At 72.9% G+C, this 14,821-nt stretch carries 12 protein-coding genes; 8 read left to right on the forward strand and 4 right to left on the reverse strand.

The features are described from left to right. The first annotated feature begins 4 nt into the window (after window positions 1–4). From ACIP82_RS28835 to ACIP82_RS28855, 5 genes are read left to right on the forward strand one after another with little or no spacing between them, the layout of a single operon-like run. Window positions 5–1,330, forward strand: a complete 1,326-nt coding sequence (locus ACIP82_RS28835; RefSeq protein ID WP_363607798.1) for a hypothetical protein — start codon at window positions 5–7, stop codon at window positions 1,328–1,330. Next, entirely contained in the window at window positions 1,327–2,274 is a 948-nt protein-coding gene (locus ACIP82_RS28840) for a glycosyltransferase family 2 protein (protein ID WP_400657517.1), read from the forward strand. The genes ACIP82_RS28835 and ACIP82_RS28840 overlap by 4 nt, the downstream gene beginning before the upstream one ends. After that, entirely contained in the window at window positions 2,271–3,482 is a 1,212-nt protein-coding gene (locus ACIP82_RS28845; RefSeq protein WP_400657520.1) for a polysaccharide pyruvyl transferase family protein, read from the forward strand. The genes ACIP82_RS28840 and ACIP82_RS28845 overlap by 4 nt, the downstream gene beginning before the upstream one ends. Then, entirely contained in the window at window positions 3,479–4,027 is a 549-nt protein-coding gene (locus tag ACIP82_RS28850; protein ID WP_400657523.1) for a dTDP-4-dehydrorhamnose 3,5-epimerase family protein, read from the forward strand. Before ACIP82_RS28845 ends, ACIP82_RS28850 begins: the two co-directional genes overlap by 4 nt. A gap of 6 nt (window positions 4,028–4,033) precedes the next feature. After that, window positions 4,034–5,359 (forward strand): glutamate-1-semialdehyde 2,1-aminomutase, encoded by a 1,326-nt coding sequence (locus ACIP82_RS28855; protein ID WP_400657526.1) that lies wholly within the window; start codon window positions 4,034–4,036, stop codon window positions 5,357–5,359. Between the two features lie 17 nt (window positions 5,360–5,376). Here the strand turns inward: ACIP82_RS28855 and ACIP82_RS28860 are convergent, their stop codons facing one another. Beyond that, window positions 5,377–6,057: a phosphatase PAP2 family protein gene (locus ACIP82_RS28860; RefSeq protein ID WP_400657529.1), complete on the reverse strand. Its 681-nt coding sequence runs from the start codon at window positions 6,055–6,057 to the stop codon at window positions 5,377–5,379. Between the two features lie 819 nt (window positions 6,058–6,876). Here ACIP82_RS28860 and ACIP82_RS28865 point away from each other — a divergent pair. Further along, the gene (locus ACIP82_RS28865) at window positions 6,877–7,683 is read left to right on the forward strand and encodes a 4'-phosphopantetheinyl transferase superfamily protein (protein WP_400657532.1); all 807 of its coding nucleotides are present in this window, start codon (window positions 6,877–6,879) and stop codon (window positions 7,681–7,683) included. 555 nt (window positions 7,684–8,238) lie between these two features. Here the strand turns inward: ACIP82_RS28865 and ACIP82_RS28870 are convergent. Further along, window positions 8,239–9,069, reverse strand: coding sequence for a hypothetical protein (locus tag ACIP82_RS28870; protein ID WP_400657535.1), 831 nt, complete (start codon window positions 9,067–9,069; stop codon window positions 8,239–8,241). Window positions 9,070–9,589: 520 nt separating this feature from the next. On the opposite strand from ACIP82_RS28870, the gene ACIP82_RS28875 reads away from it, so the two are divergent. Together ACIP82_RS28875 and ACIP82_RS28880 are read left to right on the forward strand one after the other, a co-directional pair. Continuing rightward, window positions 9,590–10,465 carry a methyltransferase domain-containing protein gene (locus ACIP82_RS28875; RefSeq protein WP_363607725.1) on the forward strand — a complete coding sequence of 292 codons (876 nt, stop codon included), beginning with the start codon at window positions 9,590–9,592 and terminating at the stop codon, window positions 10,463–10,465. A 65-nt stretch (window positions 10,466–10,530) separates the two neighbouring features. Continuing rightward, window positions 10,531–13,005, forward strand: coding sequence for a LuxR C-terminal-related transcriptional regulator (locus ACIP82_RS28880; protein ID WP_400657538.1), 2,475 nt, complete (start codon window positions 10,531–10,533; stop codon window positions 13,003–13,005). A gap of 86 nt (window positions 13,006–13,091) precedes the next feature. Here the strand turns inward: ACIP82_RS28880 and ACIP82_RS28885 are convergent, their stop codons facing one another. Together ACIP82_RS28885 and ACIP82_RS28890 are read right to left on the reverse strand one after the other, a co-directional pair. After that, window positions 13,092–13,373, reverse strand: a complete 282-nt coding sequence (locus tag ACIP82_RS28885; protein WP_400657541.1) for a phosphopantetheine-binding protein — start codon at window positions 13,371–13,373, stop codon at window positions 13,092–13,094. A 37-nt stretch (window positions 13,374–13,410) separates the two neighbouring features. Continuing rightward, window positions 13,411–14,442 carry a ketoacyl-ACP synthase III family protein gene (locus ACIP82_RS28890; RefSeq protein ID WP_400657544.1) on the reverse strand — a complete coding sequence of 344 codons (1,032 nt, stop codon included), beginning with the start codon at window positions 14,440–14,442 and terminating at the stop codon, window positions 13,411–13,413. Window positions 14,443–14,821 lie beyond the last annotated feature (379 nt).

A 14,821-nucleotide genomic window follows, 5' to 3' on the forward strand; every position in this document is an offset into this window, starting at 1 on the left:
GCCGATGACCACCGAGGGGGTGAAGACGACGACACCGGCGACAGCCACATCGGCGGAGGCGCCCGGAGAAGCCCGGCGGACCGCCAAGCGGGCCGTCGTCGGCCGGCTGTCCTGGGGACTGGCCGACCAGGCGGCCTCCAGCATGACCAACTTCGCGGTGGGGATCTACGTGGCACGCTCGCTGGGGGTGACCGCGTTCGGCGTGTTCAGCCTGGCCTGGCTGGCCTACGGCCTGGTGCTCAACGTCGCCCGCGGGCTGGCGACCGACCCGCTCGTGGTGCGCTTCAGCGGTGTGCCGGACGCGCTCTGGCGCGCGGCGGTGGCCCGGTCGTCGGGTGCCGCGCTCGGCGTCGGTGCCGCCCTCGGCGCCGTGTGTCTGCTGGTCGGGCTCGGCCTCGGCGGCCGCGTGGGGCCCGCGTTCGCCTGCCTCGGCGTCGTCCTGCCGGCGCTGCTGCTGCAGGACGCCTGGCGGTTCGCGTTCTTCGCCGCCGGCACCGGGCAGAAGGCGTTCGCCAACGACCTCGTGCAGGGCGTCGCGCTCGTCCCGGCCATGGTCGTGGCGGCCCGCGTGGGCAGCGTGGCCGCCTTCCTGCTGGCCTGGGGCGCCTCCGCCGCGGTGGCCGCGGGGTACGGGTGTTTTCAGTCCGGCATCCGGCCCCGGGTGGCCCAGGCGCGCGGGTGGCTTCGCGAGCAGCGCGATCTCGGCTACCGGTACCTGGTCGAGAACGTCAGCCTCAGCGGCGCGAGCCAGCTGCGGGCGTACGGGCTCGGCGCGATCGTCGGGGTCGCCGCGGTGGGTGCGGTCCGGGGCGCCGAGCTCCTGCTCGGCCCGTTCCTCGCTCTGCTGATGGGGCTGTCGCTGGTCACCGTCCCGGAGGCGGCACGGGTGCTACGTCAGGCCCCGCACCGCCTCGGCCCGTTCTGCCTCCTGCTGGGCGGCGGGCAGGCCGCCGCCGCACTGCTCTGGGGCGGGGCGCTGCTGCTGATGCCGGACCGGCTCGGCGAGCTGGTGCTCGGCGGGGTCTGGCACTCCTCCGCGGCGCTCGTCATGCCGGTCACCCTCAGCGTCGCGGGCGCGGGCCTCGGCACCGGCGCGGCCGCCGGGCTGCGCGCGCTCGGCGCGGCCCGGCGCAGCCTGCGCTGTCAGCTGTTCGCCTCCGCCTGCTATGTCGGCGGCGGGCTCGGCGGGGCGGCCGTCGCCGGCACGGTCGGCTCGGCCTGGGGCGTCGCCGCCGCGACCGTCAGCGGCTCGGCCGTGTGGTGGCTGCAACTGCGGTCCGCCCTGCGCGAGCACCGCCGGAACCCCATCCCCGAAGTGAGGACGCCATGACCGCCCTTCCCCGGTTGAGCATCGGCCTGCCCGTCTACAACGGCGAGGAATACCTCACCGAGTCGCTCGACGCCCTGCTCGGCCAGACCTACGAGGACTTCGAGCTGGTCATCTCCGACAACGCCTCGACCGACGCGACCCAGGACATCTGCCGCCGGTACGCCGCGCGGGACTCGCGCATCCGGTACCTCCGGCTGCCCCGGAACATCGGCGCCGCACCGAACCACAACCACGTGTTCACCGAGTGCCGTGGCGAGCTGTTCAAGTGGGCCTCGCACGACGACCTGTACGCCCGGGACCTGCTGCTGCGCTGCGTGGAGACGCTGGACGAGCGGCCGGACGTGATCCTCGCGCACGCCGACCAGGCGGTCGTCGACGGCGACGGCCAGGTGAAGGTCCCCTACGAGTACGGGCTCGCCACCGACTCGCCGCACGCGCCGGAGCGCTTCCGCAGCATGCTGTTCGAGCCCGGTGGCGACGACTTCTACGGGGTGATGCGGGCCGACGTGCTGCGCCGGGTGAAGCCGCTCGACAGCTACCACCACGCGGACCGCACGTTCGTCGCCGAGATCGGCCTGCGCGGGCCCTTCCACCAGGTGTCGGAGCTGCTGTACTTCCGCCGCGACCACCCCACCCGCGCCGAGCGGGCGAACCCTTCCAAACGCTCCCGGTGCGTCAACCTGGACCCGCGCCGGGCAGGCCCGCTGCACCCGACGCCCCGGCTGCTCGCCGAGTACGTCTGGGGCTTCGTCGCGGCGATCCGGCGGGCGCCGTTGTCCCCGGACGACCGGCGCGCGTGCTACCGCCACCTGGCCGCATGGATGGCCAGCCGGGTCCGGCCGGGCGCCGGCGAGCGGGTCGAGGACCGCGCCCCGGTCGACCCGGCCCTGCTCACGGTCTCCGTCGACGCCCTCGTGGCCGGACGTGAGGGGAGGCAGGTATGACGTCGGCGGACGGAACTCCGGTGCGCGTCGGGGTGTTCGGCCTGCTCGGCTCCGGCAACCTCGGCAACGACGGGTCGCTCGAGGCCGTGCTCGGCTACCTCCGCACCGAGCACCCGGCGGCGGTCGTGGACGCGCTGTGCGGCGGACCCGAGGTCGTCGCGACCCGGTACCGGATCCCCGCGACGCGGATGCACTGGTACCGCGGGGAGTACCGGACCGCATCGCGGGCGGGCGCGATCGCGGCGAAGGGCCTGGGCAAGCTCGTCGACGCCTTCCGCACCGCTGCCTGGGTGCGCCGGCACGACGTGGTGATCGTGCCGGGCATGGGCGTCCTGGAGGCCACGCTGCCGCTGCGGCCGTGGGGCTTCCCGTACTCGCTGTTCCTGCTCTGCGCGTCCGGCCGGCTGTTCGGCACCCGGGTGGCGCTGGTCTGCGTCGGCGCCGCCGCGATCGGCAACCGGCCCACCCGGGCCCTGGTGCGCTGGTCGGCGCGGCTGGCCGCGTACCGGTCGTACCGGGACGCCCCGTCCCGCGACGCGATGCGGGCGATGGGCGTGGACACCGCGCGGGACGAGGTCTACCCGGACCTCGCCTTCTCCCTGCCGACGCCGCCGGCGAGCGCGTCCCCGGGCCGGCCGGGCCCGGTCTGCGTCGGCGTCATGGCCTTCCACGGCGGCAACGACGACCGGGCCCGGGCCGAGGAGATCCACCGGCGCTACCTGGACGGGACGACCCGGTTCGTCCGCGCGCTGGTCGAGGACGGCAGGCCGGTCCGGCTGCTCATGGGCGACGAGGTCGACGTGCCGGTGGTCGCCGCGATCCTCGACGCGGTGGACTCGCCGCTGGTCACCGCCGCCGAGGCGGCCTCACTGGCCGACCTGATGAAGGAGGTGGCGGCTGCCGACACCGTGGTGGCGACCCGGTACCACAACCTGATCTGCGCGCTGAAGGTCGGCACGCCGACGCTCGCACTGAGCTACGCGGCGAAGAGCGACGCGCTCATGGCCCGGATGGGGCTGGGCGCGTACTGCCACCCGGCTCGCGAGGTCGACGCCGACCGGCTGATCGAGCAGTTCCGGGCGCTGGAGCAGCGATCGGGGGAGCTGCGGCGGACCCTCACCGAGCGGAACCTGACCGCCGTCCGACGCCTTGAGCACCAGTTCACCGCCCTGACCAGGGCCCTCTTTCTGTCCAAGGACTCCTCATGAAGGTCACCGAAGTCCCGGCGATCGCCGGCGCGTTCTTGTTCACCCCGAGCCCGTACGCCGACGAGCGCGGCTTCTTCTGCCGCACCTTCGACGCCGAGGTGCTGCGCTCGGTGGGCATCGACCCCAACGCCTTCGTGCAGCACAGCGTCTCCCGCTCGGTGCGGGGCGTGCTGCGCGGCATGCACCTGCGCTCCGGCGCCGGGGAGGCCAAGATCGTGCGCTGCTCGCACGGGGAGGTGTTCGACGTGGTCGTGGACCTGCGCCCCGGCTCGCCGACCTACCGCAACGTGGCCACCTTCCAGCTCTCCGGCGAGACGCAGGCGAGCGTATACATCCCGGCGGGGTGCGCGCACGGCTTCCAGGCGCTTACCGACGCCGACATCTCGTACCGGATCGACCGCCCGCACGACCCGAGCGAGGACGTGACGATCGCCTTCGACGACCCGGAGCTCGCCATCGCCTGGCCGCTGCCGCCCGCATCCATGTCCAAGCGGGACCGGGAGGCGCCGAGCCTCGCCGAGGTCCTGCGTTCTGAGGAGAACTGAGCCCCCATGGCCGTTGACGACTTCCAGCTCCCCAAGTCCCGGGCGGCGAACGAGCGGCTGCACGTCCTGATCCCCGGCGGCGCACACACCTACGCCAAGGGCGACGACCAGTACCCGGAGAACCTCGCCCCGGTCATCAGCCACGGCCGCGGCGCCCACGTCTGGGACGTGGACGGCAACCGCTACGTCGAGTACGGCTCCGGCCTGCGCTCCGTCAGCCTCGGCCACGCCCACCCGCGGGTGACCGAAGCCGTCCGCCGCGAACTCGACCGGGGCAGCAACTTCGCCCGGCCGTCCATCCTCGAACTCGACGCCGCCGAACGCTTCCTGGCCACCGTGCCCACCGCCGAGATGGTCAAGTTCGCCAAGAACGGCTCCGACGTCACCACCGCCGCCGTACGCCTCGCCCGCGCCGTCACCGGCCGCACCCGGGTGGCGATCTGCGCCGACCACCCGTTCTTCTCTGTCGACGACTGGTTCATCGGCACCACCCCGATGAACGCCGGCATCCCGGAGGCGATCACCGACCTCACCGTCTCCTTCCCGTACGGGGACCTCGCGGCCACCGAGGAACTGCTCACCCGGTACCGGGACGAGGTGGCCTGCCTGATCCTCGAACCCGCCGGCCACGCCGAGCCGCCGCCCGGGTACCTCGCCGGCCTGCGCGAGCTGGCCGACCGGCACGGCTGCGTACTGATCTTCGATGAGATGATCACCGGCTTCCGCTGGTCCGAGGCGGGCGCCCAGGGCCTGTACGGCGTCGTCCCCGACCTCTCCACGTTCGGCAAGGCGCTGGGCAACGGGTTCGCCGTCTCCGCGTTGGCCGGGCGCCGCGACCTGATGGAGCGGGGCGGGCTGCGTCACTCCGGCGACCGGGTGTTCCTGCTGTCCACCACGCACGGTGCGGAAACGCACTCGCTGGCCGCCGCGATGGCGGTGCAGACCACCTACGCCGAGGAGGGCATCACCGCTCGGCTGCACGCCCTCGGCGAGCGGCTGGCTGCCGGTGTCCGCGAGGCCGCCGCCCGCGCGGGCGTCGGCGACCACCTCGTCGTCCGGGGCCGGGCCAGCAACCTGGTCTTCGCCACCCTCGACGAGAACCGGCAGCCGTCGCAGCAGTACCGCACCCTGTTCCTGCGCCGGCTCCTCGCGGGCGGAGTGCTGGCCCCGTCGTTCGTGGTGAGCAGCGCGCTCGGCGACGCCGACATCGACCGCACCGTCGACGTGGTGGCCGAGGCATGCGCCGTGTACCGGAAGGCACTGGACGCCGCCGACCCCACGCCCTGGCTGGCAGGGCGGCCGGTGAAGCCCGTATTCCGCCGCTTGACGTGACGTGACGTGACGTGACGTCAGCGACGCTCCCGCCGACCGGCGTCGGCCAGCCGGTCGGCCGTCCGGTTGACCAGCCACGCGGTCGCCGGTATCACCGCCAGCGCGGTACACCAGCCGCCGAGGGCGTCGGTCGGGTAGTGCGCGCCCAGAGCGACCTGCGCCCAGCCCATGGCGGCGCCGGCGACCAGCGCCGCGGCGAGCACGAGCAAGGTGCCGGCCGTCCTGCCGGGGCCGAGCCCGTCCCGGTCCCGGCGGCGAGTCGCGAGCATCGCCACCGCGAGGGCGAGCGCGGTGGCGAAGGCGGTGTGCCCGCTCGGGTAGGACAGGTACCCGCCGTGGATGGTGCGTCCCACCAGGTGCTTGAGCAGCGTCGCCGTCCCCACGGTCATGCCGACGCCGGCAACGATGAACACCGCCGCGCGAGGACGCCGAAGCAGCAGGCAGCCCGTCACGGTGGCCGCGACCAGCGTCGCGGCTCCCACGGGTTCCCCCAAGGAGTCCGCGGCCAGAGCGACGTACCGCCACGGCGGCCCCACACCGTCCACCGCCGCCTGGATCCGCGCGTCCACCATGCCGGGCTCGCCCTCGTCGGCATACCGGATCCCGAGCACGGCGACCACCAGTGCGGCGAGGGTCGCGATCAGCCCGAGCCACACGCGCAGTGGGGGCAGCATCGCGGCCGCCGGCCGGCCGGTCACATGCCCACCGCGTCCGGTCGACCCGCGGGCACGACGGCGGGGCGTTGTCTCCGGACGACTCCGGTGGCCGTGGGTCCGGGCACGCCACGGCCCGTGTGTCCCGTCAGCACCCGGGCTCCCGCGGGTAGTTCGGAATTCGGGCACTGGTCGCCGACCGCTTCTGCGGCCCCGGCGAAAGCCCGCACTTCATCGCCGGACTCGTCCGCGTCGCGACCCCCTGCGCGGCGGCGGTCGAGCCCCGCGGGAACTGCCCGCTGCCGCCCTCCGTCATGGCCGGGATCGTCAGCCCGTACGAGCCGCGCGGCCGGACCGGGCAAGATGACAAACCCGTCAAGCACGAGTTGGGCCGGGCCGACTTCCAGGTCCGCTCCGGCCAGGCGATCCAACGCGAGCCCCCCCATCGTGTCCGACCCACCCTCCAGCGGCCATGAACTGCCCCGCGAACACCCGCGCCCGGCCGGTACGACTCCACCGGAGCCGTAAGCCTGTGCGGCCCCGAACTCGCGGGCCTGGCCATCACCCTGGCCAAGGGCATCGGGATCGGCCTCCACTTGTCAACCTAACCGACAAACCGGTCGCGGCAAACCGCAGACGGCGCCGTCCGCGACTCGCCGTCCGGAGCCGCGGGAGCCATGGGAGCGGATGCCAACGGCTGGACCTGCTGGCTCGTCCGAACCGCCGACGGACCGGTCCTTCTCGACACCTTGCGCGCTATGTCGATCCAGCACGTGCAACCACCGGCGCGGGAGCTTCCCCTGCGGGCCGCAGGTCACCGGCTGTCCGGCTACCGGACCACGGAGGCCCACTCCAGGGTGGCGGATGGGGCAAGAGGGTGGCGGATGGGGCAAGTCCCCCCTCGGGCACGGAATTTCTCCCCGGGCCTTCGTCTACGACGAGGCCGAGCTCGCCGCCGCCGAGGCGTTCGGTCCCGACCGCGCGCGGGAGTTCCTCGCCGGGCGGTCCGCCGCCAAGGAGGCGGTGCTGAAGGCCCTCGGCACCGGCTTCACGGGCGGTATCCGCCCGCGTGACGTGGCCGTCCTGCGCACGGACGGCGGCGTCGAGGGCGTTGCGCAGGCGTTTGATCCGGGCGATGGCCGGGATCAGGTCCGAATCCTCCATGCAGTTCGGTGGCACATCGACGGTGGATCGAGGCGAGGCTCTTCGAGTGAAAAACCGGAGCAAGGCCGCCTGATTGGCGGTTCCGCCGGCTGCCGGGGATCTCCATACCATACGTTCAAGTCCGGCGCTAACAGCGGCGGCGCTCGTGTACGGAGTTCATTCACACCTGCCACAGACCACAAAGCCAAGAGGAATAGTCATGCGCCTCACCCGCTGCGCTCTCGCTGCTTCAACGGTGGCGGCTTCCGCCTCGGCCTTTGGCCTGCCCCTCTTCTTCTCGGGCTGGATGTCCCAGGGTTCCGATGTCACGCAGGTCCGCATGGTCAGCGCCCTCGGCACCTCGCGGATCGAAGCCGAATCACCCCAGCCCCCCGTCACGAATCCGGGCCCGCAGGGATCAGTGCCCCCCTGTCACAGCTACGGCGGCCCCTACTGCGGCTGGGTGGGAACATACTGGGGCGGCTGCGACAGGGAGTGGGGCCTGAGCTTTGGATTCAAGAACCCTGACTTGATCTGCCTCCACGACCCCCGCCCGAGCCCCTCGGCCACATCCAGCCCCTCGGACGAGCCCGGCCCCTCCGCCACACCCAGCCGCGCTCGGCCGAACCCGGCACCTCGGCCGAACCCGGCACCTCGGCCGAACCCGGCACCTCGGCCACACCCAAGCCCCTCGGCCAAGCCCGGCCCCTCCGCCGCGCCCAGCCCCCCGGCGGGCTCGGCCTCCGCCGCACCCGGTCCCTCGGCCGGCTCGGCCTCCGCCGGAAGCGGCAGTTCCTCTGTCGTACCCGGCCCCCCGGCGGGCTCGGCCTCCGCCGCACCCAGCCTCGCTGCCACACCCGGGCCCCCGGCCGGCCCGCCCTCCGTCACCCTCAGTCCCTTCGCCGCACCCGGCCCCCCGGCCGGCCCGCCCTCCGCCGGAAGCAGCAGTCCCTCCTGACCAGTCCTGCTGGAAGGGCCCCGATCTCCGCACCGGGGCCGGTCCGGCCGCCTCCCCGGAGGCCGGCCGTTCGTCATCGGTAGGGCGGGGGTGGCGGCTCATCAGGCTCCTGCTGCAACGTGATGTCAGGGACCAAAGGTGCTGTCGGTTCCTCTTCCGGTCGAGGATCGCGCGGCGGAACGACGTCGGCGAAGCCGTGCCGTAGCCAGCATTCCCAGAACCATCAGCAAACCGCCGGCCGCGATCCCGATGTGCTTCGCGCTCAAAAGACGGTCGCTCCTGCCGGATGCCGCAGTATCGCGCGGAAGAGGGCGGACGGTGCCCCCGGAGCCGGGAGTCTCCGGCTCGGGCCGGCCGTTTTGAGGGTTGTCCCCTCCCAGGGGCGACGGGGAGCCGGACGCGCCTCTTCCGTCGGCGGCTTCACCACCGTCTGGAAAGGCACGGTCACCGCGGTCGCCGTCGTCCTGGCCGTTGGTGCAGTGGGTGGCCGGGAAGGGGAAAGCTCGTTCGTGGCGGCCGAATGCCCTCACCACGAAGAGCGGGTGTTCCCTGAAAAAGTCACGGATCTTCCACTGGTACTGATTGCTGCTCTGGGTGGGGTAATCCACGTTCAGATACGTCGAAACAGTAAAGCTGTTCCATGGTGCGGCCGGCGACGACGATGAGGATGACGAGTCCCCCTGGATGACGATAGCCTCCGGCCCGTACCGGCCGTTGACCAGGATCGCCCTGAAGTTCTGGTCGATGAGTACGACACGGCGGGAACTGTGGCAGTCACGCCAGGGATTGTGGTGATGGTGGTCCCCGTCCCTGTCCTCGTCCCCGTCCCTGTCCTGGAGCCACGGGGAGCCGGACGCGTGCCGTGCAGACGCCTGCGCGGCGACGCCTGCCGACGGAGACGCAAGGGCGACAACCGCGCCCGCCAGCGATGCTGCAACCCAGGGACGAAGATTCATGCAATGACCTCCATGGGCGGCGGACGCAGGCGACCACCTGCTGAGCGGCGCATCCGAATCTCAGAAGAAGTTAAGAGGAGTCGACTCGTCACATCGTGAACATCCTCGGGGAGCCGTACCCGTGTCACTCAGCCGCAGCAGTCTCGGGCGAAAGAGGGAGTCAAGGGGGCACAGGTTCAAATCCTGTCGCCCCGACTTGCACAACTGCAGGTCTTAGGCCGTTTTCGCCGCCGGCGAGAACGGCCTTTCCGGTGTCTCGTCGGCCTGGGAGCGGGGGACGGCCATGGGCTGGGCGGCGTTGAGGAGCAGAGCCGCTGGCGGCGAAGGAGTGGAGCGCCCGCACGGTGGCGCTGAGCTGGGTCGATCCGGTGGGCGCGGACGGGTGGCCCGGGGTCATAACGATTCTTGATGGCGGGGAGTGGGGCTTGCTATTGGACAGGTGGCCGGAATCGTGTTGATATTGCCCGGAAAATGTGATGGGCGGCCAGGGCGGCGGCCCGTCGAATTCGGGGAGGCTGGCATGGGAACCACTGAGAACACCGAAGAGATGTACAAGCTCTTCAACAAGGCGGCGAAGGTCTACGACCAGAGCGGTGTGGAGTTCTTCCGGCCCATCGGGCGTCGCCTCGTCGAGTTCTCGGGGATCTCCGCGGGGGCGTCGGTCCTCGACGTCGGTTCCGGCCGGGGGGCCGTGCTCTTCCCGGCGGCGGAGGCCGTCGGGGCGGGCGGCGAGGTGGTCGGCATCGACATCTCCGAGGAGATGGTCAAGTACGCGCAGGCGGACGCGGCGAACCTGGGGCTGCGGCACGTCGGCGTGCAGGTCATGAACGGGCAGCGGCCGGAGTTCGAGGCCGGGCGGTTCGACGCGGTCGTCGGCAGCTGCAGCCTGTTCATCTGGGTCAAGAGCGCCGACGACGTCCGGCCCTACCTGGAACTGCTGCGGGCCGGTGGGCGGTTCGCGACGGCCGCGCCGTCGTTCTTCTCGACCGCGCACGGCAAGTGGGCGCTGTTCCCGGAGGCCGTGAACGAGCTGCTGATGCCGTACATGCTGCTGTCGCTGAAGCAGAGCGGGGCGTACGACTCGCAGTTCGCCAACGCCGGCGCGAACTGGCTGATCACGGCGGAGTCGATCGAGAAGACCCTGGCGGACGCCGGGTTCGTCGACATCGAGGTGGTCGAGGAGGAACTGCCGGTCGTCGTGACGTCGGGCGAGCAGTGGGTCGAATTCACCTACACCACCGGAATGCGCGGAATGTGGGAGCGAATCGAGGAGAACGAGCGTCGTGAATTGATCGCCGAGGTTTCCCGGCGGCTGGACACGCTGCGGGACGAGCACGGCGTCATCAGCGTTCCGGTGCCGATCGTCTACATTCGGGCGAACGCCCCGAAGTCCTGATTCACGGCCTCCGGGAAATTCGCCGGAGGGAGCAGTGGGACGTCCGCGGTCTGCATGGGGGAGAAATGGCAGCAGTGGTCGAAGGTGAGTGGCCGGTCACCGCGAGGGAGGCGGAACTCGCGGAGATCGACGAGTGGACGGCCGCGGGGGTCGGTGTACTGCTGGTCGGCGAGCAGGGGGCGGGGAAGACCACGCTGCTGAACGCCGCGCTGGAGCAGGCCGGGGGCCACGGGGACCGGGTGGTGAGCGGCGACGCCGTGCGCGACCTGTTGAACGGTGGCACGGCGCCGGCCGCGCACCGCCGGGTCACCGTGGCGATCGACGACGTGCACCTGGTCGACCGGGTGACCCTGGAGCTGGTGTGCCGGCTGGTGGGCGGCGGCCGGGCGGTGCTGCTGGCCAGCACCGAGCCCGGGGCCGCGCTGCCCGACGCGCTGCGCCGCCTGCTGATCGGCAAACGGGTGCGCAGGCTCGCCGTGGACGCCCTCGACCGGTCGGGCGTCGTCCGGATGCTCACCGCCCGGCTCGGCGGGCCGGTGGCGGTCGACGCCGCGGCCCGTTTCTGGGACCTCACCCGCGGCAATCCGCTGATCCTCCGTGAGGTGGCGGACCAGGCGCTCGCCGAGGGAAGCCTCCGCCGGGTGGGGGGACGGTGGTGGTGGCCGGGTCTGCAGGGCACGCCCGACAGCCGGCTGGTCGATCTGGTGGACCTGCTCCTCGGCGAGCTGGACCCGGGCGAGCGCGAGCTCGTGAACATGCTGGCGTTCGCCGGGCCGCTGGAGGCCGGGCTGCCGGTCGTCGACGCGCTGCGGGAGGCGGCGGAGGCGCTGAACCACCGTGGCGTGCTGGTCGCCGAGCGGTCCCGCTCCCGGCTCTCCCTGCGGCTCGCGCACCCGTTCTGCGCGGCCGTGGTGGCGGCGAACCTGCCCGAGCTGACGGCCCGCCGGCTCAGGTCGGAGATCGCCGACGCGATCCTGGGCACCGGGGCCAGGCGTTCCGGCGACGCCGTCCGGATCGCCGCGCTGAGCCTCGGGACGAGGGCGTCGGCCGGGCCCGCGCGACTGCGCGAGGCGGCGGCCGGTGCGCTGCGCGCCGAGGACCACCCGCTCGCCGAGCGGCTGAGCCGGGCGGCGCTCGCCGCCGGTGCCGCTTCCGCCGCGTCCGGTGCCGCAGCGGGCGTCGACGCCGGGGCTGTCGTGCTCCTCGGCGAGGCGCTGGCCGGTCAGTCCCGCCACGTGGAGGCCGAGGCCTGCTTCGCGCGGGCCGCGCACTCCGCCGCCGTGCTGCGCCCGCGGGCCCTGAACATGGGCCTCGGCCTGGGGCGGCTCGCGGAGGCGGAGGCGGTCGCCGAGACGGACCTCGGGGCGCGGGCCCTGGTGCGGCTGCTCAAGGACCGGATCGGCGAGGCCCGGCAGCTGGCCGTGACGGCGGAGGGGGCCGGTGCGCTGCTCGCCCTCCTGCGCCACGAGTCGGGCGACGACGAGGGCACGCCGGCCGTCGGCCCGGGCCCGGCGCAGGACGTGGAGCACCTCTACGTGGCCGGACTGGTGGCCGCGCACACCGGGGGGCCGGCCGGGGCCCGGCCGGTGCTGGCGGAACTGCGCGCGGCCGCCGACGGCGGCGGCCGCCGCGGGCGCACCTACGCCCGGCTCCTGGAGGCGCACCTCCTGCGGGCCGAGGGCCGTGCGGCCGAGGCGGTCGAACTGCTCCGGGAGGCGGCCGCGTTCGGCGGGACCACTGACTGGCTCGCCACGCGGTCCCTGCGCCTGGCCCGGCTCGCCGGTGCGGTGGCCGAGTCGGGGGACGCGGCGGAGGCGGCCTCGCTGCTGGCGGAGGCCCGGGAGGCGCAGCGGGAGGAGTGCGCGTACCCGCTGATGGCGGATGCCGTGGAGCTGGAGGCCGCGCTGGTGACGGCGCGCCAGGGCGACCACGCGGCAGCGGCCGCGCGGGCACTGGAGGTCGCCGGGCGGGCGCTGGCCGCGGGCCGGAACGCCCAGGCGCTCTCCGCGCTGCACCTGGCGGCCCGGACGGGTGCGGCGCCCCGGGCCGCGGCGATCCGGACACCGGCCGGTCCCGGCGGGTCGGCCGGTGGCGCGGTGGTCCTGCGCCACGTCCTCGCGCTCGCGGAGGGCGACGGCGCCGCCCTGGACGAGGTCTCGGGGCGGTTCGCCGCGCTGGGGCTGCTGCCGCTGGCGGCGGAGGCCGCCTATCAGGCGGCCGGGGCCCATCAGGCGGCCGGCAACCGCCGGGCGGCGCGGGCCGCGCAGGCCGCTGGGGCCGAACTGGTGGCGCGCGGTGGCGTCGAGCCGCCGGTGTGGGCGGTGCCGGCCGACCGCCGGGAGCAGGGGGCCGGGACGAAGCTGACCGCCCGGGAGCGGGAGGTCGCGGCGCTGGCCGTCTCCCGGCTGTCCAACCAGGAGATCGCCGACCGGCTGGTGCTCTCCGTCCGCACCGTGGAGAACCACCTGTACCACGCGTACGGGAAGCTCGGTGTCACCGCGCGCAAGGAACTCGCCACCGTTCTCGCAGAACCGGCCTGAGTCGCACGAACGGTACGAGCGGTCGGCAGGCGGTGGGCGGGTCCGGGGGGGCATCCCGGACCCGCCCACCACCGTGCGGGCGCGGGTCAGACGGTGGAGGCCCTGGCCAGTTCCTCGGTGATCCGCGCGTTCCAGGCGGCGAACGTCGGGGTGTCGGTCAGCTCCCCGAAGGCCACGGGCAGGCCGGCCCGGCGCCACTTCGTGACCAGCCGCATCATCTCCAGTGACCCGAGGCCCAGTTGGATGAGGTTGTCGTCGTCCCCGACCTCGGTGGGGTCGATGCCGATCAGCTCGGCCAGCGCCGCACGCAGGTCCTCGCCCGTCAGGACGGTGGCCGCGGCGTTCTTCCGGTTGGTGTTGTCGGTCATGGTGCTGGGTGTCGTCCTTCCGGCCTGGCGGCGTTGGTTACTCGGCGGGCTGGGCGGTGATCTCCAGAATGGCCACCCCGGCCTCGAAGCCGGGGCTGCCGGTGAAGAGCATCACCTTGTCGCCCGGACCGACCTGGCGGGTGCGCCACAGGTGCTCCAGGCCGATGAAGACGTCGGCGGCGCTGATGTGGCCGACCTTGCTGGTGTGTTCCCAGATCCCGCTGTCGAGGGTGAAGCCGATCGGGTCGAGGAACTGGTCGCGCAGCGCGTCCAGCGTGGCGCTCGGGTGGCAGACCCGCTTGATCTCGTCGACGGTGATGCCGGCGTCCTCCAGCGCCTGGTCGAGGGCCTTCTGCAGCACCTCGCCCGGGTGCTCCATGGGCGGGGTGTTGCCCTTGGCCCACTCCTCCATCCAGAACTTGACCCGGGCCTCGTAGTCCAGCTCCCGGCCCACGGTCACGGCCGGCGGGAAGATCGGCTCGCTGCCGCGGTGCAGCGCCTCCATCCCGGGGGCGGAGTGCGTGCCGACGGACAGCAGCTTGGCGATGCCGCCGGTGTTCGAGACGACCGCGGCCGCGGCGCCGTCGCCGAAGATGGACAGGCGCGAGGTGGTCCATCGGTCGACCAGCGGCGCGGAGTAGTTGTCCGCGGCGGTGAGCAGGACCGCGGAGGTGCGCGGGTCGTGGGCGAGCCGGTGCGCGGAAAAGACGAGGGAGGAAAGCATTCCCTGACAACCCTGCTTGATTTCCAGCGCCGTGATCGGCGTGTTCAGGGTATTGGTGAGAATGTAGTGTGCGGGCGACCAGCCGTCGGGGCCCTGGTGGAACGCGGAACTGTGGAACAGCGCACCGAAGTCCTCGGCCGCGTGCCCCGAACGCCGAATTGCCTCCTTGGCCGCCAGGACGGCCATTTCGGGGGCCGACAGCGAATCGGAGACCGCGACGGACTCGAGGCCCGACGCCTCCCGGACGTCCGCACCGTACCAGCCGGCCGCCACGGCCTGCTCCGTCGTCACCAGGCCGGGCACGTAGGTGCCGAGGCTCGACAGGTAGACGTCCTCAAACTTCATGGTGGTTCCCTTCCAGCGCCCGTCGATCGGATGCGCATGGCCAGATCCGTGCTCTTCGGCTCCAAGCCGACCACGGCGCGCGGGCCGGCGCCTGAGTACCGGCTACTCAGATCGCGGGCGGCCCGCCGGGTCCTACGCAGGTGAGCGGGCCCGGTCGCAATCCGTCCCCCGGTATCCATCCGTTTTATGGGCGCTTAACCACCCGGGCGGTAATTTGACGGGCAGTCAGCGGCCCCTGGGTAGGATGGCGATGTCCCGGTGTTGCTCCCTTGTGCCGCGGGGGTGCATCGTCCGGGCGGGCCGGACCGAGTGGCCCGACGGGAAGGCTGTGCCCGAAATTCCAGGTCGCTCCGCCCGCTGCAGGCGGATTGCGAGTCCT

The organism is Kitasatospora sp. NPDC088548 (assembly GCF_044753005.1).
Taxonomy (GTDB): domain Bacteria; phylum Actinomycetota; class Actinomycetes; order Streptomycetales; family Streptomycetaceae; genus Kitasatospora.